Source organism: Candidatus Merdisoma sp. JLR.KK011 (assembly GCF_036941125.1).
Taxonomy (GTDB): domain Bacteria; phylum Bacillota; class Clostridia; order Lachnospirales; family Lachnospiraceae; genus Laedolimicola.
The window spans coordinates 1,977,962-1,999,588 of the sequence record NZ_JAYWSZ010000003.1 but is presented as its reverse complement, the minus strand read 5'-3'; the positions used below and the strand labels follow the sequence as shown (position 1 = coordinate 1,999,588).

General features: G+C 48.8%; 20 protein-coding genes and 1 pseudogene. All 21 read left to right on the top strand.

Features of this window, described 5'->3' with window-relative positions; all coding sequences use genetic code 11:
• The 21 genes and pseudogenes from VV089_RS10795 (at position 1) to VV089_RS10700 (ending at position 21,625) form a co-directional block, all read left to right on the top strand.
• On the top strand, positions 1-3,885 hold the full coding sequence (locus tag VV089_RS10795; protein WP_334335878.1) for a trypsin-like peptidase domain-containing protein: 3,885 nt from the start codon (positions 1-3) through the stop codon (positions 3,883-3,885).
• A 104-nt stretch (positions 3,886-3,989) separates the two neighbouring features.
• Positions 3,990-6,398, top strand: coding sequence for a hypothetical protein (locus VV089_RS10790; protein WP_334335877.1), 2,409 nt, complete (start codon positions 3,990-3,992; stop codon positions 6,396-6,398).
• Between the two features lie 160 nt (positions 6,399-6,558).
• Positions 6,559-6,873: a hypothetical protein gene (locus VV089_RS25245; protein WP_442891519.1), complete on the top strand. Its 315-nt coding sequence runs from the start codon at positions 6,559-6,561 to the stop codon at positions 6,871-6,873.
• Positions 6,846-7,547, top strand: coding sequence for an ABC transporter ATP-binding protein (locus tag VV089_RS10785; protein ID WP_442891518.1), 702 nt, complete (start codon positions 6,846-6,848; stop codon positions 7,545-7,547). The genes VV089_RS25245 and VV089_RS10785 overlap by 28 nt, the downstream gene beginning before the upstream one ends.
• A gap of 704 nt (positions 7,548-8,251) precedes the next feature.
• On the top strand, positions 8,252-8,842 hold the full coding sequence (locus tag VV089_RS10780) for a hypothetical protein (protein WP_334335876.1): 591 nt from the start codon (positions 8,252-8,254) through the stop codon (positions 8,840-8,842).
• Between the two features lie 45 nt (positions 8,843-8,887).
• Positions 8,888-9,106 (top strand): hypothetical protein, encoded by a 219-nt coding sequence (locus VV089_RS10775; protein WP_334335875.1) that lies wholly within the window; start codon positions 8,888-8,890, stop codon positions 9,104-9,106.
• Positions 9,081-9,470 (top strand): rRNA biogenesis protein rrp5, encoded by a 390-nt coding sequence (locus VV089_RS10770; protein ID WP_334335874.1) that lies wholly within the window; start codon positions 9,081-9,083, stop codon positions 9,468-9,470. Before VV089_RS10775 ends, VV089_RS10770 begins: the two co-directional genes overlap by 26 nt.
• Positions 9,470-10,591, top strand: coding sequence for a DUF2800 domain-containing protein (locus VV089_RS10765; protein WP_334335873.1), 1,122 nt, complete (start codon positions 9,470-9,472; stop codon positions 10,589-10,591). The genes VV089_RS10770 and VV089_RS10765 overlap by 1 nt, the downstream gene beginning before the upstream one ends.
• A gap of 12 nt (positions 10,592-10,603) precedes the next feature.
• On the top strand, positions 10,604-11,176 hold the full coding sequence (locus VV089_RS10760; protein WP_334335872.1) for a DUF2815 family protein: 573 nt from the start codon (positions 10,604-10,606) through the stop codon (positions 11,174-11,176).
• A gap of 90 nt (positions 11,177-11,266) precedes the next feature.
• Positions 11,267-13,558 carry a DNA polymerase gene (locus VV089_RS10755; RefSeq protein WP_334335871.1) on the top strand — a complete coding sequence of 764 codons (2,292 nt, stop codon included), beginning with the start codon at positions 11,267-11,269 and terminating at the stop codon, positions 13,556-13,558.
• A pseudogene (locus VV089_RS10750) lies at positions 13,531-14,121 on the top strand (hypothetical protein); the annotation flags it as partial. The gene VV089_RS10755 and the pseudogene VV089_RS10750, both read left to right, overlap by 28 nt.
• A 14-nt stretch (positions 14,122-14,135) precedes the next feature.
• Positions 14,136-14,465 carry a hypothetical protein gene (locus VV089_RS10745; protein WP_334335870.1) on the top strand — a complete coding sequence of 110 codons (330 nt, stop codon included), beginning with the start codon at positions 14,136-14,138 and terminating at the stop codon, positions 14,463-14,465.
• Positions 14,462-14,659 (top strand): hypothetical protein, encoded by a 198-nt coding sequence (locus VV089_RS10740; protein WP_334335869.1) that lies wholly within the window; start codon positions 14,462-14,464, stop codon positions 14,657-14,659. Before VV089_RS10745 ends, VV089_RS10740 begins: the two co-directional genes overlap by 4 nt.
• On the top strand, positions 14,634-15,065 hold the full coding sequence (locus VV089_RS10735) for a DUF7768 domain-containing protein (protein WP_334335868.1): 432 nt from the start codon (positions 14,634-14,636) through the stop codon (positions 15,063-15,065). Before VV089_RS10740 ends, VV089_RS10735 begins: the two co-directional genes overlap by 26 nt.
• Before the next feature lie 2 nt (positions 15,066-15,067).
• A complete protein-coding gene (locus VV089_RS10730; protein WP_334336243.1) occupies positions 15,068-17,299 on the top strand; it encodes a phage/plasmid primase, P4 family in 2,232 nt (743 codons plus the stop codon).
• A 172-nt stretch (positions 17,300-17,471) separates the two neighbouring features.
• On the top strand, positions 17,472-17,783 hold the full coding sequence (locus VV089_RS10725) for a VRR-NUC domain-containing protein (RefSeq protein ID WP_334335867.1): 312 nt from the start codon (positions 17,472-17,474) through the stop codon (positions 17,781-17,783).
• Between the two features lie 82 nt (positions 17,784-17,865).
• Positions 17,866-18,291 (top strand): IS200/IS605 family transposase, encoded by a 426-nt coding sequence (gene tnpA, locus VV089_RS10720; protein ID WP_334335838.1) that lies wholly within the window; start codon positions 17,866-17,868, stop codon positions 18,289-18,291.
• Between the two features lie 123 nt (positions 18,292-18,414).
• Complete coding sequence (locus VV089_RS10715) at positions 18,415-19,779, top strand: DEAD/DEAH box helicase (RefSeq protein WP_334335866.1); 1,365 nt, start codon at positions 18,415-18,417, stop codon at positions 19,777-19,779.
• A gap of 112 nt (positions 19,780-19,891) precedes the next feature.
• A complete protein-coding gene (locus VV089_RS10710; RefSeq protein ID WP_334335865.1) occupies positions 19,892-20,350 on the top strand; it encodes a hypothetical protein in 459 nt (152 codons plus the stop codon).
• Positions 20,351-20,482: 132 nt separating this feature from the next.
• Positions 20,483-20,842, top strand: a complete 360-nt coding sequence (locus tag VV089_RS10705; RefSeq protein WP_334335864.1) for an HNH endonuclease — start codon at positions 20,483-20,485, stop codon at positions 20,840-20,842.
• A gap of 249 nt (positions 20,843-21,091) precedes the next feature.
• Positions 21,092-21,625, top strand: a complete 534-nt coding sequence (locus tag VV089_RS10700; RefSeq protein ID WP_334335863.1) for a P27 family phage terminase small subunit — start codon at positions 21,092-21,094, stop codon at positions 21,623-21,625.
• Positions 21,626-21,627: the final 2 nt, after the last annotated feature.

The following is a 21,627-nucleotide window of genomic DNA, read 5'->3' as shown; positions in this document are numbered from 1 at the left end:
ATGCGTAGTCAGTTTTTTTCAAAAGATTCGGTTGTTTTGGAAAGGTCTGTCTGCTTAGTTACCTGGCAGACAAATGAGAGTAGAAATACAGGAAGCGGTTGGCTTTGTTCTGAAGATGGGTGGATTATTACGGTGGGACATATTTTTGTAAAGGATGGAACTGTTTTTTCAAACGATACTGATATTGCCGCAGGTACGGTTTCTGTAAAATTTCCAGATTGCAGTGAGATGTCGGCAAAACTTCTTTATGCAGAAAAACAAAATAAGGCAGGGATTGATTTTGCTGTATTGAGCTTGACAGAGCGTCCGAAAAAGATATCGCCGTTATATGTAAATTTGGGGAGAGAATATTGTACAGGAAAGGTCTGTATTGTTGGAATGGGGCAAATCTTACAGAAATATTCTGTAGCTGCCATGGGTTATATTGAAGGTCATTTAGTAGATATTGTAGAGGGAAATGATAGTTTTTTGCATATAGTGTCTGAAAATGCAGTACAGCCGCGCTACAGCGGAGCTCCGGTAGTTTCCCTAGAAGCTGGGGCTGTAATTGCAGTTCAAGCAATGGCAAGCGAATCCGGACAACATATGGATAAGAATTGGTTTGTTGCGGAGAGCAGAACGGTAAATGCCATGACAATCCAACTGATGATTGAACGGTATCCTGCGTTGAAAGAACATTTGATTGTATTAAAACGGGCGTTTTCTGGATTTGATGTGTTAAAAGCATTAGAGGAATATCGGCAACGTAAAAATAAGGAAAATCAACATTTTAGTGAAGATACGATTGATGAAATGATTCTGCCGATGATCCAAGAACAGAAAAAAAGAATAGAAATGAAGCACGATTTAAACCAACCTATTCTGGATGCAATACATAAAGCCAATGATAAGAATTGCTTTGTATTGGGTGAAGAGGGAGGAAGTGGAAAGACTATGGTATTGCTGAAACTTTTTTCCTCTATGTTGCAACAAAATACGATTAGAAGAATTCCGATTTATATTGAACTGAGGAACCTTCCTGAGTTGCATAGAGACTATACAGTGTATGATGAACCAGGTATGTTGCTTTCAGATTATTTGGCTTCAGAATTGTATGACAACTATTTTAATGAAAGTAGAGTTTTTGCAGGTAAAAATGATTTGCGTCAAAAACTTTATGATGAACTCAGAGATCCTTCTTGTTATGAAACCAGATATATATTGCTTTTGGACGGGCTAAACGAAGTTTCTCTTTCTAGAAGACAGGAAGTATGCGAAGAGATTCGGTTCTGGTCATGTAATCCATATACACAGGTTATTGTTACAAGTCGTTATAAAGAAGATGCACTTGTCGAAGGGGTAGAGCAAAAGTCAGGCTTTGGCAGTTTTGAAGATTTTATAATGGAAGACAGACAGCTCGATTATGAAAAGGATCAGGAAAATGATTTTCTGCTTTTGGTTATCCAAAAATTAAAAAGATTGGTCATTTTAGAGTATTTACGAACCTGCCAGATTCCAGAAGAAATGATTCAGAAGGTTTTGGATAATCAGAGTTTGTTTGAAATCATGAAAACTCCGATGTATTTAACAATTTTTTCAAAACTGTACCACAGTAAGATTTATTCGCACGAAATCAGTAAGGATGCCGGTTTAGCTGATATTTGTACAAGAGGGGAATTACTCTTCGAATTTTTTGGTGAAAAAAAGTTGCAGATTACGGGTTCCGTAGATGTACAAAAGGATAAACTGGAGAAAAAGAATACTGCAGAAATTCGAAAAAAAATGTTCATGTTCGAAAAAATTGTTCCCTATATTGCATACCATATGGCGGTTGAACATTGCTATAGCATAAACGAAAAAAATCTAATTTGGTTACTGAATGATCTTTTATCAGATGAAAATTCAATTATGAGAAAACGTGCAGTTTATGATCATAGGTATAAAACGATAAATGAAATATACCATAACTATAGTGATTTTTCCGGTTTTTGTGATGTGGATATGCGATATGGGCCTGCGGAGAGAATTGTGAGATTCATTGTGGAAGAACTGCATGTTATGAAAAAGATCCAGAGAGGATGGGAAATGGATGAGAAAGATACAGCGGTCATCACATATGAGTTTTTACATGAGAACCTTCGGGATTATTTTGCGGCTAGACAGTTGCAAGAAGATGTTAACTGTTTTGTATTTTTAAGAATAAATGAAGGGCTTTCACTGGCTTATCCTGATATTCCTAAAACAGTTCTTGAATTTTTTGGAGATATCTGTCGTGAACACGAATCCCGGCCGTTTTGTGACCACAAGAGTTGTCAGTGGGTGATACGGTATAAATCATTTATTATGAATGCTCTTGGTATGTTGCGTGGAAGGCATGATAAGGATGCCAAGGTTATGGTATCTAATATTATTTCTGTGATGCGATACTCCAGAAAAAACGATTTGTCAGGCTTAGACTTTCATAATATTGATTTCTCAGAAACTTGGTTGGGTGGCATCCGATTCAGTCGGGCTTATGGAAATACATACTTATCTACTGTTTTTGATGGGGCAACAATCAATGTTTCTAATTTGCTCCGAACCGGGCATGATGCATCTGTTACCTGTGTGCGTCGTAGCAGGCAAGATCTAGATATTGTTTATAGCGCAGATGTGTTGGGCAGCATCATGCAGTGGAGTTGCAAAAAGAGGAATGGTTTGGAAATCTGTCGACTCGATGATGCCATACGGGATATGATACTTGATTCTGTTGATGAAAATATGCTCTATATTGCTTCTGAGCATGTTATCTACCGGATTGCATTGTCTGATCTAACAGTCAGTAAGCTATATGAAACAAGAGATTTTATAGGGAATCTTAGGCTTTCAGATTCTGGGATTTCCTATAAAACAGACAGAAATCCGGTAGTATGGGTTACTTTGGTGTTCCGTGAGGATGGTTGTCTGATTCCGGCAATCGGAGAAGAGTGCTATATGTCTCTTTGGTTGACTGCTCATTCATGTGAAAGCAGTGATGGTCAATTTTTGATAACGGGTGGCAGCAGCAAGTCGCATCGTGTTGAAGTGTTTCACAGAACAAGTAGCGGAGACTGGAATCGGATTGCAGCGCAAGTTGTGTCGCTTCCTTATGGTAACAGTATGAGATGGATTGAAATGTCTGCAGATGAAAGTAGGATTTTGTTCTGCGTTCAAAAATACATGTATGAGTATTCTTTCGCAGACGGAATGCTGGGTACTGAGATATTTAGAATTGTTTCTAGTCATGAAATTGCTTTTGCATCTTATTGGTATAACGAGATGGGAGATTGTGACGGTATTCTGTATGCTGATGGGGCAGAGATTGTTCTGTTAGACAGATATTATAAAGAAGTGATGCGCTTAAACAGTGGAAATGGAGTTTGTTATCATATAACCCCACTTTTGCTCGATCAGGATTATAGGTTTTCAAGGCAAAGTGGGCTAAAAAGAGGGATACATGAAAAATATTATCTTTATATGAATCAGGAGGTTCAGGAGTTTGATGCTGACACAAATACCTGTAGTCGAATTTTTCGAGTAAACAGTCGTAATATGTTAGGGTATTGCTTAAATAGCCAAAATGTGCGTCTGTTCTTTTCAACGATGCGAAGTATAAATCTTAAGACATCTGAGATAGAAGATATACCGAAGGATGATGTTTTATTTATTGAACATGAGGAGATGCGAGATTCCGTTAGTTTCAGTGTTCAAAACTTGGGGAGACAGATTATCATATATGACCGTTACACTGGTGAAGAGGATTATTTTCAGGCATATCGCGGACTGTTTGTTCAAAATTGTTCTATGAAAAACATTGAGGGCGAAATGAAAGAGCCGATGTATCAAGAAATACTTAGACGTTATGGAGCTATACTGGACACCGATTAAATTTGAAGTAAGAGACTGATGGGGGAAGACTGTTGGTAGAAACAGAATTTGTATAAACTGTAAATCTAACCAGCATGCAGTATATTTATAGGAGAGTGGATATCATGAATTTGGAAGAAGTATATGTGGATGCACGTTTGGACAGTGGTCGAAATTATCCTTATGGGGAGTTTTTATTGGACTGTGGAATAAAGATCAGGGGAATTCACATTCAGCCGAAAAGCAATATTATCTATGTAAATTATCCGTCTGTGCGGGATAAAAAAGGAGATTTTCATCCATCATTTTGTATTCCAGACTCTTTTTCAAATCGGGCAATTAAAAATATTTTAATTGCAGCTTGGCAGCGAGCAAAAGATGATGTTAAAAGGTTCATTTATGGATATCGGAAGGTAAACTGTACCAAGGAAATTCAGGAAATTTCGGCGAATGATTTTGAATGGACGAATGAAAAGAGGGAATGTGAGGCTTCGTTTTCAAATTTGCGTCAGATGTTGGTTAGAGCCGAACTGGTTATGGACAAAAAAAATACGTTCCGTTTCAGACAGGCATTTGCAAAGATTTATTTCGCAAGGGACTTTGTTATTAAAAATGTAAGAATCCTTGCAGATTCGGCAGATAATTTTACAGTACAGTTTCCGCAGCAGAGACGAGAGGAAACGGTCACTTTTTTGTCAGAAGAAGACAGTAGTTGGGTCAAATCCTGTCTTATTGAACAGTTTCAGAGCAAGAGTGGTGATTTTAGAGTAATCAAAGAAGAAAATATCACCGATGAAGAGTACTTGTTTCAGGTGTTATGGAGTGCTTCTGAAAATGGATATATTTTACAGTCTAGAATCCGACAAATTTTGGAACAAAACCAAATTGACTGGAAAAATATTTATCATGTGGATAAGATTTCAAAACTGATTGAAAAGAGTCCGTTTATGTCGGTGCGGCAGTTGGAACCAACACCCGAGCATTATGTAAAATGGGTTGTAATATCTTATGAAAAGGATCCGGAACCAGTAATCATAAAAAATGATTCGAACAATCTTCTTACGGATGAAGTCAAAGAGGAGTTGCATGATATTTTGACTGATTTATATGAACAAAATGGTAAGGTGGATCTTTCCACAATCATTCCTTACCTAAAAGAAAAATATTTGCAGACATTTCAAAAACTCCCAAAAATAAAGTTAAAAGCCATTCTCCAAAGTTGTGACTTTATAAGGTTTGAGGGTGGTCCGAACCCACCAGTATATGTACATGTATTGGATGCGGTTTCAAAGACTGGATACATAGCAGAAGGGCCTAAGATAGAAAACGGCATTAAAAAACAAGAAATTGTATCTGAGACTTTTCATAAGACTATTTCCGATGAAGAGAATCCGGTGGAGAATGTATCTGAGAATCTGCTAGCAAAAAATAACCCATTTTCACTTAGAAAAAATACAAAGCTGGTTTTAGAACAGAGTATTCCAGATTCAAAACTACCTAAGATTACAACAGAACAGTCTATGAAAAATTATTTACTCATGTCAACTTTAGGACATTTAGATTCTATGGATCTAGAAATTTTATACTGGATATCCAATCTTCAGTATGCAAAATCAACATTCTTGTATGATTTAATTATGGGCGGGTTTATAGAAATTCCTGCTGGAAAAAATTTTTCTAAGGATAAGCTGAGTACTCGATTGATGCGACTTTATAAAATAAAATTTATTAATTTTTACAAGCTGTGTTCCGTAGATGAAAAAGGTATCATTACCAATAAGTCTAATCATCGGGTTTTGATGATTACTGCGTATGGTCGCACTCAACTTCGGGCTATTGGGCGGAAAAGTAATTATGAGTTTTTTATGGCATTGGATAATATAGAAAAAATACTCAATAAACTGTCTGTCAATCAATGGTTTACAAAGTACGTTACTGTATTTAAAAGTACTTTTTATTATTTAGATACTATAGTAGTAGCAAAAATTGCTGAAGCAAATGCGGCCAGAATTCCATTGGTCATCAACCTGAATGGCGTACCTGTTTTTGTAAAGGCATACAAAAGAGGAAACCTCTATAATCAGGATGTTCGTTCTGGAGAATTTGCATTTTGGCTTCAGCGTGTTAGCAATTTGTTAGAAAATTACAGTAAACTGTATATTAATAGCCAATATGTAGAGTTTCGGAAAAAGCCAAAGTTAGTTTTTGTTTGCGAAGATTTAGAGCATTGTGAAGAGGTATACCAGAATTTTCTTAACATAGTATCAGAAATGGAGAACCAGATGTTGAAGCAAAATTTGTGGTTTGCACAGGATCTTGATATTTATAATGATTTTTTGCATGCACACTTTCGTTTTGATATGGAAGGAAAGCGCGTTCCTGAGGCTATTGATGAATTTTTAGAAGTGAAAATTACTGGTTACCTAGGGGAAGAACCTGAAGATGCAAATGAACAGAGTACGGATGAGGATGAGCGTATTCTTGAAGAATTGGAATATGAGGAAAGACAGATGACGTTATTGATGGAAGAATAATCAAAAGAAACTGTGTATGAATATTAAAAAGACAAAAGCAAAAATATTCTATCAATTTTGCAAGGGTTCAGGGCTAAATAATGATGATTTATGCAGATTATAATGATAATTATATGCTTTCAATTGCAGAAATGAATGTCAAAGCAGAGGTTCATTTTTCTTGATTAGTGAGAAATGTGCCTATTATATCCCCTTGTGTAGTAATCATGATATGGAAAAGCTGATGATGCCTATTGCCAATATGCTGATGTGCGTTGTTATGTCTTTCCATGTGTTCAGGCAAATTAAGTTGTTCGACATGAGAATTTCCATATTGCGCCTTACTTCTGCAAGCATTGACTGTACCCTGCAGGCAGAGGAAATGGAGCAGATGGATGAAAAAGCAAGGTATTTTCTTCGAAAGGACATGGGATTGAATTTAAAAATGTGCATTTCTCTTATGAGAACATGGAGATACTCCACAGCATTGATGTGACGCTGTCTGACAGGACTACCACGGTGGTCATCGGACTTTCCGGTTCCAGCAAGACTACGCTGTGCAACCTGATCGCCCGCTTTTGGGATGTGAACAGCGGCAGCGTGAAGATTGACGGGGAGGATGTGCGGGAATACACGCTGGAGTCTCTGATGGAGCAGATCGGTATGGTGTTCCAGAATGTATATCTCTTTGCGGACACGATTGAGAACAATATCAAGTTCGACAGACCGCAGGCAACCCATGCGGGAGTAGTGGAAGCGGCAAGGAAAGTCTGCTTTGCAGATTTTATTGAGACGCTCCCGGATGGGTACGATACAGTGATTGGGGAAAGCGGCGCATCCCTTTCCGTTGGGGAGAAGCAGCGTATCTCCATTGCAAGGGCGGTGCTGAAGGATGCTCCCATTGTTATCCTTGACGAGGTAACTGCCAATGTGGATCCAGAGAACGAGGACTGGCTGCAGAAGGCAATCGAAGAACTGACCAGGGATAAGACAATTATCATGATAGCCCACAGGTTGAAGACCGTGCGGAATGCAGACCAGATACTTGTGGTGGATGAGGGGCGTATCGTCCAGAAAGGAAAACGTGAGGAGATGATCGGGCAGGAAGGTATCTATGCGGATTTCGTGCTTGGGCAGAAAGAAGCCATTGGATGGAAACTGCAGGCATAATAGAAATAACCGTTTCAAAATTGCGGGCAAATATATCGGCGACTTGGGAAACTGAGCCGTCTTATTTTTTATGTAAATTTTCATTAAATCATGCTTTCGCAATCCCGAATGTCATGCCCTGTCGTAACTTGCGTTTTGCTACTGTGTTTCTACTGCCAGCCTACGCTTGTTCTACGGTTTTATGCTTTATAATCTATATATTGCCGGTCGCACAGGGGACAAGCCGCAATGAAACACTGTCGTCCCCGGAAAGGAAACGCCATGGGACATATGCCGCATAAAGGGACAGGCTTCATGCCGCCCGCCACAGGAAAATATATACTTTTATAAATACCGCAATCCTTGAGGGGACTGCGGTATTTTTTTGTTCGACACGGTTCTATCGGTTTACTGTAAATTTTCCAATATACGGTTCTGTTTTTCAAAATCAGCGTTTCTGCCCCGGCACAGGGGAGCAATCCCAAAGATGAAAAGGCAGCAGCCGGCCTTTGACGGCTGAAAAAATAATATCGGTTGTCTGAGTGCGCAATTAGGCAAGGATACACATACCGTTTCCGAATGAGTCCGTTATACGGATTTTGTCGGAAACGGGCGGAGTACCCTCGCCCTGTTGCGCCCTTTTTCTGACGGGCCGCATCCGCAGGCGGCAGCACGGCCCTCCCTGTGTGTCCCTGCCTTTCCGCACCAGGCGGAAAGGACAATCAATGAAGATCAGGATTCTGTATGAAGAGGACATCAAAAACGGGGTTCCGCATTACACCACGGTGGAAATCCCGGACGGGGACTATGTGACGGTGCTGGAGCAGGACTACCAGATGCGCCTTGCGGACGCGCCCGAAGGGAAAAAGGATAAGGTGAAGCGGTGCGGCACCCTGCAGGAGCTTTATGACCGCCTCAACAAAGAGACCTATAACGGGTGGCACAGGCACGACAGGCATACGCTGGCAGACACAGCGCCGAAACGGCTTGACGGCAGGAAAGGATACGCACGTCCGGCAGGTGAGGAGGACAGCCCTATGGGCGATTCCATCGACCTGTTCGCAGACAACTCCGGCGAGGCGGAAAGGGAACGCAGGGAGGATTACGAGGCTGTGTGCGCCATGCTCCGCAGGCATCTGAAGCCCGACCAGGCGGAGCTCCTTATCGCTGTACATATTGACGGCATCCCGAAACAGGAATATGCCGCCCGCATGGGTATCACGCCGAGCGCCGTTTCCCACCGTTTGAAGACCGCAGAAAAAAATTTCAGAAAAATTTTCCCGTTACCCTCAAGTTTTGACCCTTCCCGTGGCTAAGAAGCAGGGGCGTTGGAAAATGCCCCGGAAATGGAGGACACGGGCATGAAGCACAATCTGAGAATCAGTGTTTCAAAAAAGCCGGTTTCCGGCGGGATCGTGAGCTGCCGCCATATCTCCGTGAGGGAGCGACTGCTGCGCTTCCTCCTTGGGGAGAAGCAGCGGCTGACCATCATCGTGCCGGGCGATTCCGTCCGGGAGCTGGCAATCAGTGAAGTCATGGAAGGAGGAAACGTACATGGGAAAAGTGAAGTTACTGCTTGACGTCATCGGGGACCTGCGCTCCCTTGCCGACAGCCTGCAGGCCGTTGCGGACGCGGTGGCGGACAATGGTGCGGCGGAGGCAGAGCTGACGACCACGAAGGAGCCAGAGGAAACAGGAAAAGTGGGAAAGACTGGGAAGGCTGCCGCAAAGAATACGGCAAAGAAGGAAGCGAAGGCGGCAAAGCAGGAGCCGGAGGAGAAGCCGCTGACGCTGGAGGAAGTCCGCGCGGTGCTGGCGGAGAAGTCCCGCTCCGGGCATACGGACGAAGTGCGGGAGCTGCTTGCAAAGCATGGCGCGGATAAGCTGTCGGAGATTGACCCGGCGGAATACCCTGCGCTGCTTGCGGAAGCGGAGGTGCTGTGATGGGGAGACACGCTTTACTGTCGGCATCCTCCAGCCACCGGTGGCTTGCCTGCCCGCCGTCGGCAAGGCTCTGTGAGAATTATGAGGATACCGGCAGCGAATACGCGCAGCAGGGTACCGACGCCCACAGCCTGTGCGAACATAAGCTGAAGCTGTCCCTTGGGATGGAAACGGAAGACCCGACCGTAGGGCTTTCCTTTTACGATGAGGAGATGGAGGAGTGCGCCTGCGGTTATGCGGAGTATGTCCTCTCGCTGGTGGAGGAGGCAAGGCAGACCTGCAAAGACCCGGTGGTGCTGATCGAGCAGCGGCTGGACTTCTCCCGGTATGTGGAGGAAGGCTTCGGCACGGGTGACTGCGTGATTATTGCGGACGGGACGCTGTATATCATCGACTACAAGCACGGCAAGGGCGTGGAGGTTTCCGCAGAGGGGAACCCGCAGATGATGCTGTATGCCCTGGGCGCGTTGGAGCTGTTTGACGGCATCTATGACATTGACACCGTCCGCAGGGCGATCTACCAGCCGCGCCGGGAGAATGTCAGCGTGTGCGCCATGGCAAAGGAGGAGCTTCTCCAGTGGGCGGAAGGTGAGCTTACCGAAAAGGCAAAGCTGGCCTATGCCGGGGAGGGCGAGTTCTGCGCCGGGGAACACTGCAAATTCTGCAAGGCAAAGGCGGTCTGCAGGAAGCGGGCGGAGTACAACCTGGAGCTTGCGAAGTATGACTTTGAGATGCCCGCCACTCTGGAGGATGACGAGATTGCTGCGATTCTTGTGAAAGCGGATGAGTTGGCGGCATGGGCGGCGGACGTGAAGGAGTTCGCATTGCAGCAGGCGCTTTCTGGAGTGAAGTATGCCGGCTTTAAGATTGTGGAAGTCCGTTCCAACCGGGAGTACACGGACGAGGATGCCGTGGCGGATACCGTGAAGAAGGCGGGCTTCGACCCGTATGAGCCGAAACTCCTGGGCATCACGGCCATGGAGAAGCTGCTCGGCAAGAAGAAGTTTGCGCAGATTTTGAAGGGCCTTGTGGAGAAGCCGCAGGGCAAGCCTGCGTTAGTGCCGGAGAGCGACAAGCGCCCGGAGATGAACACGGCGCAGGAAGATTTCAAGGAAGATTAGGAGGAAAATCATATGTCAAACACAGCCAACAATCCAACGAAAGTGATCACCGGCCCGAACACCCGGTGGAGCTACTGCAATGCATGGGAAGCGAAGGCAATTAACGGAGGCACGCCGAAGTTCTCCGTGTCGCTCATTATCCCGAAGTCGGATAAGAAGACCATCGCCAAGATCGAGGAGGCGATCAAGGCGGCTTACCGCGAGGGCGAGGCAAAGCTGAAGGGGAACGGCAGGAGCGTCCCTGCCCTTTCCGTTCTGAAGACCCCGCTGCGTGACGGTGACGTGGAACGCCCGGACGATGAAGCCTATGCGGATTCCTATTTCGTCAATGCCAACAGCTCCACGGCTCCGGGAATTGTGGATGCGGACCGTCAGCCGATTCTTGACCATTCCGAGGTGTATAGCGGCGTGTACGGCAGGGCGAGCATCAATTTCTATGCTTTCAACAGCAATGGCAATAAGGGGATCGCCTGCGGGCTGAACAATTTACAGAAAATCCGTGATGGGGAGCCGCTTGGCGGGCGTTCCCGTGCGGAGGATGATTTTGCGGATGAAGCCGGGGACGAGGAGGATTTCCTCTCCTGACGGTATAACAGGGATACACTGCCGGGTGGCGGGGAGAGGGCATCTGCCTTTTCCCTGCCGCCCTTAAGGCGGTGAAAGGAGCTGGTGGAATTGAAGTCTATCGAAATTGATATTGAATCGTATAGCGATGTGGATTTATCCAAGTGCGGTGTTTATAAATATTCTTCCTCGCCCAATTTTGAGATTCTGCTGTTCGGCTACAGTGTGGATGGCGGGGATGTGCGGGTGGTCGATGTTGCCTGCGGGGAGGAAATCCCGGCGGATATTGTGGCGGCGCTTTCTGATGAATCCGTCACAAAGTGGGCGTTCAATGCCATGTTCGAGAGGGTGTGTCTGTCAAATTACCTTGGGGAATGGCTGGAGCCGGAGTCCTGGAAATGCTCCATGGTCTGGTCTGCCACCCTCGGCCTCCCGCTGTCTTTGGAAAATGTGGGTGCAGTGCTTGGGCTGGAAAAGCAGAAGCTGTCTGAAGGGAAAGACCTGATCCGGTATTTCTGTGTCCCCTGCAAGCCGACCAAAGCAAACGGCGGCCGGACACGGAATCTGCCGGAGCATGACAGGGAGAAATGGGAGCGGTTCAAGGCATACAACCTTCGTGACGTGGAGGCGGAGATGCAGATACAGCAGAGGCTATCCAAGTTCCCTGTCCCGGATTTTGTATGGGAGGAATACTGGCAGGATCAGGAGATTAACGACCGGGGTATCGGTGTGGATATGGAAATGGTCAGGAACGCAATCGCCATGGAGGGGCGCTCCAAGTCGGAGCTGTCAGCTGCCATGCAGGAACTGACGGAACTGGAGAACCCAAACTCCGTGCAGCAGATGAAGCAGTGGCTTCAGGAGAATGGGATGGAGACGGATTCGCTGGATAAAAAGGCAGTGGCCGCACTGCTGAAGGATGCGCCGGAGCCTTTGAAGACCGTGCTGACGCTCCGGCAGCAGCTTGCAAGGTCCTCCGTGAAGAAATACCAGGCCATGGAGAATGCGGTATGTACAGACAGCCGTGCGCATGGGATGTTTCAATTCTACGGAGCCAATAGGACAGGGCGGTTTTCCGGCCGCATTATCCAGTTGCAGAACCTTCCCCAGAACCATATCCCGGACTTGGCGCAGGCGCGGGAGCTGGTGAAAGCCGGGGATTTTGATGCCCTCTCCATGCTCTATGAGGATATCCCGGATACGCTCTCGCAGCTCATCCGCACGGCCTTCGTGCCGCAGGACGGGAGGAAGTTCATCGTGGCGGACTTTTCCGCAATCGAGGCAAGGGTGATCGCCTGGATTGCCGGGGAGCGGTGGCGGCTGAAGGTGTTCGAGGGCGGCGGTGACATTTACTGCGCCTCGGCAAGCCAGATGTTCCATGTGCCGGTGGAAAAGCACGGCATGAACGGGCATCTGCGGCAGAAAGGAAAACAGGCTGAACTTGCCTGTATTACAGAGGGGCAGCCTGTCCTTACAGATAAGGGGCTGATCCCGATTGAAGCAGTAACCAGGGAAAACAGGCTTTGGGATGGAGAAAGTTGGGTAAGTCATGATGGAGTTGTATTTAAAGGGGAACGTGAGGTGATTGAATATGAGGGACTCAGGGCAACCCCCGACCACCTCGTGTGGGTTGAGGGGCAACCGGAGCCGGTACAGTTTGGAATCGCCGCCTCCTGCGGCGCACATCTCATACAAACCGGAGATGGTGGGCGAGCGGTACGGATGGGTGAAGATCATCAGTGCGGAAAAACGCTGGAACAGGGCGATGAACCACTGCTATGTATTAACGAGATGCACGGGGTGCGGGACAGTACAGTGGCAGTGCCTTACAAATCTCCGCAGCGGAAAATCAAGGGGATGCCAAAGCTGTTCACAGCCGAGACAGATACCTTTGTGGCTGGACCGACGGCTGACAGCGGCAAAACAGAGGTGCGAGAATCCAAACGATCCCGGATACCGCAATTACGGAGGCGGGGGATAAAATTCATGTTTCCAAGTGTGAAAGAGGCGGGGCTTTATTTGATAAAGATGTACGGGCTGCCAAAGAGGGAACTGGAAATCGACCGCATCAACAACGACAGGGATTATGCTCCTGGGAATCTCCGGTTTGCCACACATTCCGTGAACAACAGCAACAAACGCTGCACGGTCCTCAGCCATTTCTCACAGGAATACTGGCCTTATGCAAGAAGCGTGGTAATCCGCAAACTCTCCCAGGGACTGACCAGGGAAGGAATCATTCAGGATGCGGAAACGGCAGTGTTCGAAAGACGGAAAAACTGGCGTATCATCAGTGCAAGGCTCGACTTTATGACATACGAAATGCCGGAAAATATCACCGTTTTACCGTATCGGGTAAACTCGTCCATAACTGCGGATATGGAGGGGCAGTCGGAGCATTGAAAGCAATGGGTGCATTGGAGGCAGGGATGACAGAGGATGAGCTACAGCCGCTGGTGGATAGCTGGCGTGCATCAAATCCCAATATTGTCAGTTTCTGGTGGGCGGTTGACCGAGCCGTGAAGGAGTGCGTCAAAAAGAGGATGCCAACGGAAACACACGGCATCCGTTTTGATTACCAGAGCGGGATGCTGTTCATCACTTTGTTTTCCGGCCGGAGGCTTGCCTATGTGAAGCCGAGGATTGGTGAGAACCAGTTCGGCGGGGAGTCCGTCACATACATGGGCGTGGGCGGCACGAAGAAATGGGAGCGGCTGGAAAGCTACGGCCCGAAGTTCGTGGAGAACATCGTCCAGGCGGTCAGCCGGGATATTTTATGCTACGCCCTGCGGACGCTGAAAAACTGCTCCATTGTGGCTCATGTCCACGATGAGATCATCATTGAGGCGGACAGGAGGATGTCCCTTCCCGCCGTCTGCGAACAGATGGGCAGGACGCCGCCTTGGGCAAAAGGCTTACTGCTCCGGGCGGACGGTTATGTATGTTCGTTTTACCAGAAGGATTAGGCAGGAGGTGTGCGATGGAACGGCTGCGGATTGAATACGGGACGGGATACATGGAGCTTATTGTGGAGACGTTCTTCCCCTGCAGGATGCCGGCGATGCGGAAGGCAGCAAGGCTCATCAATCAATACTGCACGGATGAGATAAGGGCGGAGCTGCTCTTGGAGCTGTGGGAACTGGCGGACGGGTACAAGACACTGTGCGATATGTACAGGCAGAAGATGGAGGAACTTTCGGAGGAGTTGGCTGCGTATCGGTACTGGAGGGCGCAGTTCAACAAAACGGAAGTCCTCCGCAGACGGATGGAAAATAATATCAGACTAATTTCAGGAGGCGGAAAGGGATGAGCAGGGCGGCAATGCAGGGGTGCAGGACACACGGCGACTGTTTCGCAAACAGGGGCGGCGTCTGCACCTGCCTAAAAAACAATGACTTTGGCGGGAGGGACTGCCCGTTTTACAAGCCTGCGGACACGGTCCGGAAAGGAAACCGCAGGCAGGATAGAGGTGCGTTTTATGGGAATCAGCAGGTACAACAGTGAGGGATACAGCGACCCGACCAGCCATGCGGCACTGTCGGGAATCAGGAAGGAAGAAAGGGCGGCGAAGCGGGCATACCGGCCGCTTGTCTATATATGCTCCTCGTTTGCCGGGGACAGGTCAGGCAACACGCAGAAAGCGAGGCGGTACAGCAGGTTTGCGGTAAAGAACGGCGCGATCCCGTTTGCCCCGCACCTGCTCTTTCCGCAGTTCCTGGATGACGGGAAGCCTGCGGAGCGGGCAATCGGCATGTACATGGGGATGGTGCTTTTAGGGAAATGCGAGCAGCTATGGGTGTTCGGGAAAACCATATCCACAGGGATGGCGGCGGAGATTGAGAAAGCGGAAAAAAGGAATATGCCAGTCCGCTATTTCACAGAAAATTGTGAGGAGGTTGGATTATCTTGAAAATGACATTTTACACGGCAAACTGCAGGGGCAATGCAAAGAACAGTATTTATCCCAACAGGCGCGTCGTTGACAATGAGGATGATATTCTGGAAGTGATGGCATTTGACCATGTATGTGCGGAATTCAAAAACTGCCGCAGGAGCGGGGATAACTTCCTCTCCTGCGATGTGGACGTGATGGACTGCGACAATTCCCATTCCGACAACCCGGAGGACTGGATTCATCCGGAAGACTTGGATAAGAAAATTGGGAAGGATGTGGCGTTCGTTGTGGTGCCAAGCCGCAACAACATGAAGCCGAAGGAGGGGAAGTCTGCAAGGCCGAGGTTCCATGTGTACTTCCCGCATGATCCAATCACAGATGGGGAAGCGTGTGCGGCTTTGAAGAAAGCCATACAGCAGAAATTCCCGTTCTTTGACGCCAAGGCATTGGATTCTGTACGGTTCATCTTCGGGAATCCTGTGGATTCCATCCTCTGGCATGAGGGCGAGATCACTATCGACTGCATCGTGAAGCCGCAGGGCGGCAGGGAGATACCGCAGGGGCAGAGGAACGCCACCATGTCCCATTTCGCGGGGCGCGTGGTGAAACGGTACGGCGCAACGGAAAAGGCGCATGAGATTTTTATGGACGAAGCCAATAAATGCAATCTGCCTCTTGAAGATGCGGAGCTTGCCATGATATGGCAGAGCGCCTGCCGTTTTGCGGAAAAGGTGCAGGGGCAGGAGGGGTATGTCGCCCCGGATGCGTACAATGACGAGTTCGGACGGGAGTCCTTAAAACCGGGCGATTACTCGGACATCGGGCAGGCGAAGGTGCTGACCAGGGAGTACGGCGTGGAGCTGCGCTATACGGCAGCCACGGATTACCTGCGTTTCTGTGGGCAGTATTGGGTGGAGTCCAAGCAGCAGGCAGTGGGCGCGGCAGAGGAATTTTTAGACCTCCAGCTTGCGGACGCGAAGGATGAGATCGCCCGGACGAAACAGGCGCTCATGGACACCGGCATTTCGGAGGATGCCATTACCTCCGGCGGCAAGTCGCTGGAGAAGAAGATCAGCGGCGGGCAGATGGACGCCTACCTTGCGTATATGTCTGCCCAGGCGTATAGGGCGTTCGTGATGAAACGCAGGGACATGAAGTATGTGGTTTCCGCACTGCAGGCGGCAAAGCCGATGCTGGAGATCAGCGTGTCTGACCTGGATAAAGACGGGTTCCTTCTGAACACGCCGGACGGCACTTATTACCTCCCGGACGGGCTGGATGGGAAGCGCGACCACAGCCCGGAGGACTATATCACGAAAATAACGGCGGCAGCTCCCGGCGGCAGGGGGGAGAAACTGTGGCTGGATTCTTTAAACACTATTTTCTGCAAAGACCAGGAGCTGATTGATTATGTGCAGCAGATTGTGGGCATGGCGGCGGTGGGGCGTGTCTACATGGAGTCGCTGGTCATTGCCTATGGGGAAGGGAGGAACGGGAAGTCCACCTTCTGGAACACGATAGCCCGTGTGCTTGGAACCTACAGCGGGAATATGTCCGCCGACACCCTGACCGTGGGGTGCAAGCGGAACGTGAAGCCGGAACTTGCCGAGGCGAAGGGCAAACGGCTTATTATTGCTGCGGAGCTGGAGGAAGGGATGCGCCTGAACACTTCCGTGGTAAAGCAGATGTGTTCCACGGATGAGATTTTTGCGGAGAAGAAATACAAAGACCCTTTCAGCTTTACGCCGAGCCATACCCTCGTGCTTTACACCAATCACCTGCCGAGGGTGGGTGCCAATGATCCAGGAACGTGGCGGCGCTTAATTGTGATCCCCTTCCATGCCAGGATTGAAGGGGCGGGGGATGTGAAGAATTATGCCGATTTCCTCGTTTCGGAGGCAGCACCTTCTGTCATGGCGTGGATTATTGAGGGCGCAAAAAAGGCAATCAGCCGGAATTTCCATATCCCCTGCCCTGCCTGCGTGGAGGAGGCTATCAAAGCGTACCGTGAAGACAACGACTGGCTTGGGCATTTTCTGGGCGAATGCTGCGAGGTGGAATCGGGATATATGGCGAAGTCCGGGGAGGTCTACCAGGAATACCGCAGCTATTGTATGAGGACGGGCGAGTATACCCGAAGCACGGCTGATTTTTATAATGCACTGGAAACAGCAGGATTTAAGAAGCAGAAGAAAAAGGCGGGTATGTATATTATCGGGCTGCAGATCAAGGAAGACTTTGAAAGCTGAAACCCCTGTGTTTATGGGAAAGGTGCAGGTCGTTGACGGTCGCAGTATAAACCCCCTTTAGGGCAGTTTTTTCAGTAAAAAAACACTTATAGAGGACTTTATGTAACGACCGTCAACGACCTGCACCCTAAAGGCTGGAATGCTTGAAAAATAAGGGATTGGAGGCATTTGCATGAGAGAGAAGACCATAGAGCAGAAATTCAGGGCTGCAGTCAAGGCCGCCGGGGGCTTGGCAGTAAAGTTCACATCGCCCGGTTTTGATGGGGTGCCTGACAGACTGGCACTTCTCCCGGATGGGAAAATGGCGTTCGTGGAGGTAAAGGCTCCTGGGAAAAAGCCCCGCCCCCTGCAGCTTTCCTGGCACAGGCTGTTGCGGCAGTTGGGATTTAAAGTGTATGTACTGGATGACGAGTCGCAGATCGGAGGGATGATGAAATCGTATCTATATCCCCCATTTGAAATGGGGGCCGAGGCAAAGCCGTAGCGTTACCTAGAGTAAAAAAATCCTCCTATGTTACAATGATATTGGTTTCGCAGGCCATATCAAAACATAGGAGGTATCCAAAATGGATAATCAAAGTATACAACATACTCGTTGGAATTGCACGTATCATATAGTGTTTATTCCAAAATATCGTAGAAAAATTATGTATGGAGAAACAAAAAGAGACATAGTGGAAATTATTAAGAAACTATGTGAGATGAAACAGGTACAGTTAATCGATGGGAAAGTATGTGTGGATCATATTCACATGTATGTGGCGATACCGCCCAAAATGTGTGTTTCGGAATTTATGTCATACCTAAAAGGTAAAAGTACACTGATGTTGTTTGACAGACACCCAGAGTATCGAAGTAAATATGGGGATAGACATTTCTGGGCAAGAGGATATTACGTTTCAACAGTGGGAAATGTGAATGAAGAGACAGTACGCAGATACATTCAGGAACAAGAAGAGAATGATAAACTAGAGGACGGAAGAAAGCAGTGAGCCCTACATAGGAGGGCAACCAGAAATAATGGTACTGCGAAATCCCGCCTCTGGCGGAACCAGTAATAATCCCCGGAGGGGTAAAATCTAAACCCCCATTTGAAATGGGGGTTGCTAACTTTGATGAGATACAGTCCACATGAATACCAGAAATTTACAGCAGAATACATTGAGGCGCATCCGGTGTCCGCCATCTTCCTGGACTGCGGATTAGGGAAAACGAGCATCACGCTGACGGCAGTCAACGACCTGATGTTTGACAGGTTTGAAATCCACAGAGTGCTTGTGGTAGCGCCGATCCGTGTAGCTTCTTACAGTTGGCCGGCGGAAATTGAAAAGTGGGATCACCTTGAGGGGCTTAAGTACAGCGTGGCGGTCGGAACGGCGGCGGAGAGGCTGGCAGCACTGAAGCGGAAAGCAGATATTTACCTCATCAACCGTGAAAACGTACAGTGGCTGATTTCCGAGAGCGGCATACCGTTTGATTTCGACATGGTGGTGATTGATGAGCTGTCATCCTTTAAGAACCACCAGACGAAGCGGTTCAAGGCATTGATGAAAGTCAGACCGAAAGTAAAGCGCATCGTGGGGCTGACTGGCACGCCGAGCAGCAACGGACTGATGGACTTGTGGGCGGAGTTCCGGCTGCTGGACATGGGGGAGCGGCTTGGCCGGTTCATCGGGCAGTACCGCACCTCCTACTTCCGGCCGGATAAGCAGAACGGGCAGGTGGTGTTTTCCTACAAGCCGCTGCCTGGGGCGGAGAAACAGATATACGGCAAGATATCCGACATCACGATTTCCATGAAGTCCGCCGACCACCTGCAGATGCCGGAACTGATAAATTCCAGATACACGGTGTATCTTTCCGGGAAGGAGGATTCGCACTATGCGGATTTGAAGAAAGACCTCGTCCTGCAGCTGCCGGACGGCGATATCACAGCCGCCAACGCCGCATCCCTTTCCGGGAAACTGTCGCAGATGGCAAACGGCGCAATCTACACGGATGCCGGGGAGACGGTCGCCATCCATGAGCGGAAGCTGGACGCACTGGAGGACATCATCGAGGCGGCAAACGGCAAGCCGGTGCTTGTGGCATACTGGTTCCGGCATGACCTGGAACGCATCACGGAACGGCTGCACAAACTGAAAATCCCATGTTCCCGGCTGGACACGGACAGCAGTATCCGGAAATGGAACGCCGGGGAGATCCCGGTGGCGCTGATCCACCCGGCATCCGCCGGACACGGCCTGAACCTCCAGGCTGGCGGTTCCACCCTTGTGTGGTTCGGCCTTACCTGGTCACTGGAATTATACCAGCAGACGGTGGCGAGGCTGTGGCGGCAGGGGCAGCAATCGGAAACCGTGGTGGTGCAGCACATCATCACCAAGGGCACCATAGACGAGCGGATCATGAAGGCGTTATCCGAAAAGGACACCACGCAGGCCGCACTGATCGATGCGGTGAAAGCAGACCTTAAGATATAGGCGGGGAGAGCCGCCTCCAGTCAAAAAGCAAATCAGAGCCAATCAATGAAAATCAATGACAATCTTTGAAAATCCAGGGGAAGCAAATATATTTTGATTGGAGGCATGGCTTATGAGCATTATCTGGAAGTACCTTGACAAACGGTCGGCGGCCGTGGATGCGCTGAAGGATTACAGCAATATGAAATTTATCATCGAACACACGGATGATGAGATAAAGGCGGCATATGAGAAGATGGGCGGCGTCAGCAGCCCGCAGTCTGACGGAATGCCTCGCACGCACAATCCCCATGCTGTGGAGGACAGGATGATAAAGGGCATCGAGGAGATTGATGTGCTGAAGGAGCGTTACCGTCAGGCGGTAGAATATATGGCATGGTTCCTTCCGGCATGGGAGGAGCTTTCCGGGGATGAGCGCTATGTGCTGGAAACCTTTTATTCCGATGAGGAGAGGCAGACGGATTCCGTTTACGACATCTGCGACCGTTTCCACATCGAGCGGACATCCGCATACAAGAAAAAGAACCGAGCCCTTCAGAAACTGGTCACGCTGCTGTATGGGAAAAGCTGATGTCCAAAATCGCGGACGATTTTCCATATTGGACGTGGTACACTGTTATCATCGAAAACTGCATAAAGACAGCCGGCCTTCGTGGGAACAGCCCTGCGAGGGCTTTCTTTATGCCCGAAGGAGGTGAGGCAGATGCCAAGGAAACCGAAGAGGCCGTGTTCCTTCCCCGGATGCCCGGAGCTGACGGACGGGAGGTTCTGTGAGGAGCATGAGAAACAGGAGAACCGCCGCTACGAGAAGTACGACCGTGACCCGGCTGTACGCCGTAGGTATGGGCGTGCCTGGAAGAGAATCCGTGACCGCTACGCCGCAAAGCACCCGTTCTGTGAGGAGTGCTACAAGAAGGGCGTGCTGCATCCTGTTGAGGAGGTACACCACAAGCTGCCGCTGGCAGAGGGCGGCACGCATGACGAGGGAAACCTTGTGTCGCTGTGCCAGCCGTGTCATGCAAGGATTCATGCGGAGCGCGGTGACAGGTGGCATAAGCATTAATTTATTTTATGGGAATCAGTGCTGTGTTGATTTATGCTGTGGAGGTTTCTGCTGACCCGGAGGGGCGGTCGGAATCTCTACAGCATATTTTCTGTGGAACGGGCGTGGGGTGTCACGCACAAAAACCGGAAATCAAACGGGGGATTGCCCCACTCTGATTTTCCGCATTCCATAGGCTTTTTAGGTGCTGCGGCGTTTGATTTCCGCAGCATTTTTTTCAAACAAAATCAAAGAAACGGGGTGGAAACAGTGGCAAAAGACGGCAGCAACCGGGGCGGTGCAAGGCCGGGGGCTGGGCGCAAGCCCAAGGCGCTCACGGAAAAGATCAGCGAGGGGAAAACGGCCGCGGTCATGATGGAGCCTGCCGAGCTGGAGGGCGTGGATGTGCCGCCCGTGAAAGACTTCCTGAAATCCCCGCAGAAGAGCGGGCGGGAGCTGGTGGCGGAGGAAGTGTACCAGGAAACCTATGTCTGGCTGAAAGCGAGGGGATGTGAAAAGCTGGTCACCGTGCAGATGGTGGAGCAGTACGCCATGAGCGTGTCCCGGTGGATTCAGTGCGAGGAGATCGTGTCCTCCACGGGCTTCCTTGCAAAACACCCGACCACGGGGGCTGCCATCGCTTCCCCTTATGTCACCATGAGCCAGTCCTACATGAAACAGACCAACTACTGCTGGATGCAGATATACCAGATCGTGAAGGAGAACTGTTCGGTAGAGTTCCAGGGGAACACGCCGCAGGATGATGTAATGGAGCGGCTGCTCCGTGCAAGGAAAGGAGTGTAGAT

What these genes read in the sequence shown, in the direction of transcription:
- VV089_RS10710 (WP_334335865.1), top strand. Translation starts at nt 19,892, where the DNA reads ATGAGCATTATCTGGAAGTACCTTGACAAACGGTCGGCGGCCGTGGAT.
- VV089_RS10735 (WP_334335868.1), top strand. Translation starts at nt 14,634, where the DNA reads ATGGGAATCAGCAGGTACAACAGTGAGGGATACAGCGACCCGACCAGC.
- VV089_RS10795 (WP_334335878.1), top strand. Translation starts at nt 1, where the DNA reads ATGCGTAGTCAGTTTTTTTCAAAAGATTCGGTTGTTTTGGAAAGGTCT.
- VV089_RS10745 (WP_334335870.1), top strand. Translation starts at nt 14,136, where the DNA reads ATGGAACGGCTGCGGATTGAATACGGGACGGGATACATGGAGCTTATT.
- VV089_RS10715 (WP_334335866.1), top strand. Translation starts at nt 18,415, where the DNA reads ATGAGATACAGTCCACATGAATACCAGAAATTTACAGCAGAATACATT.
- VV089_RS10740 (WP_334335869.1), top strand. Translation starts at nt 14,462, where the DNA reads ATGAGCAGGGCGGCAATGCAGGGGTGCAGGACACACGGCGACTGTTTC.
- VV089_RS10760 (WP_334335872.1), top strand. Translation starts at nt 10,604, where the DNA reads ATGTCAAACACAGCCAACAATCCAACGAAAGTGATCACCGGCCCGAAC.
- VV089_RS10730 (WP_334336243.1), top strand. Translation starts at nt 15,068, where the DNA reads ATGACATTTTACACGGCAAACTGCAGGGGCAATGCAAAGAACAGTATT.
- VV089_RS10705 (WP_334335864.1), top strand. Translation starts at nt 20,483, where the DNA reads ATGCCAAGGAAACCGAAGAGGCCGTGTTCCTTCCCCGGATGCCCGGAG.
- VV089_RS10725 (WP_334335867.1), top strand. Translation starts at nt 17,472, where the DNA reads ATGAGAGAGAAGACCATAGAGCAGAAATTCAGGGCTGCAGTCAAGGCC.
- VV089_RS10770 (WP_334335874.1), top strand. Translation starts at nt 9,081, where the DNA reads ATGGGAAAAGTGAAGTTACTGCTTGACGTCATCGGGGACCTGCGCTCC.
- VV089_RS10765 (WP_334335873.1), top strand. Translation starts at nt 9,470, where the DNA reads ATGGGGAGACACGCTTTACTGTCGGCATCCTCCAGCCACCGGTGGCTT.
- VV089_RS10780 (WP_334335876.1), top strand. Translation starts at nt 8,252, where the DNA reads ATGAAGATCAGGATTCTGTATGAAGAGGACATCAAAAACGGGGTTCCG.
- VV089_RS10790 (WP_334335877.1), top strand. Translation starts at nt 3,990, where the DNA reads ATGAATTTGGAAGAAGTATATGTGGATGCACGTTTGGACAGTGGTCGA.
- VV089_RS10785 (WP_442891518.1), top strand. Translation starts at nt 6,846, where the DNA reads ATGGAGATACTCCACAGCATTGATGTGACGCTGTCTGACAGGACTACC.
- VV089_RS10775 (WP_334335875.1), top strand. Translation starts at nt 8,888, where the DNA reads ATGAAGCACAATCTGAGAATCAGTGTTTCAAAAAAGCCGGTTTCCGGC.
- tnpA (WP_334335838.1), top strand. Translation starts at nt 17,866, where the DNA reads ATGGATAATCAAAGTATACAACATACTCGTTGGAATTGCACGTATCAT.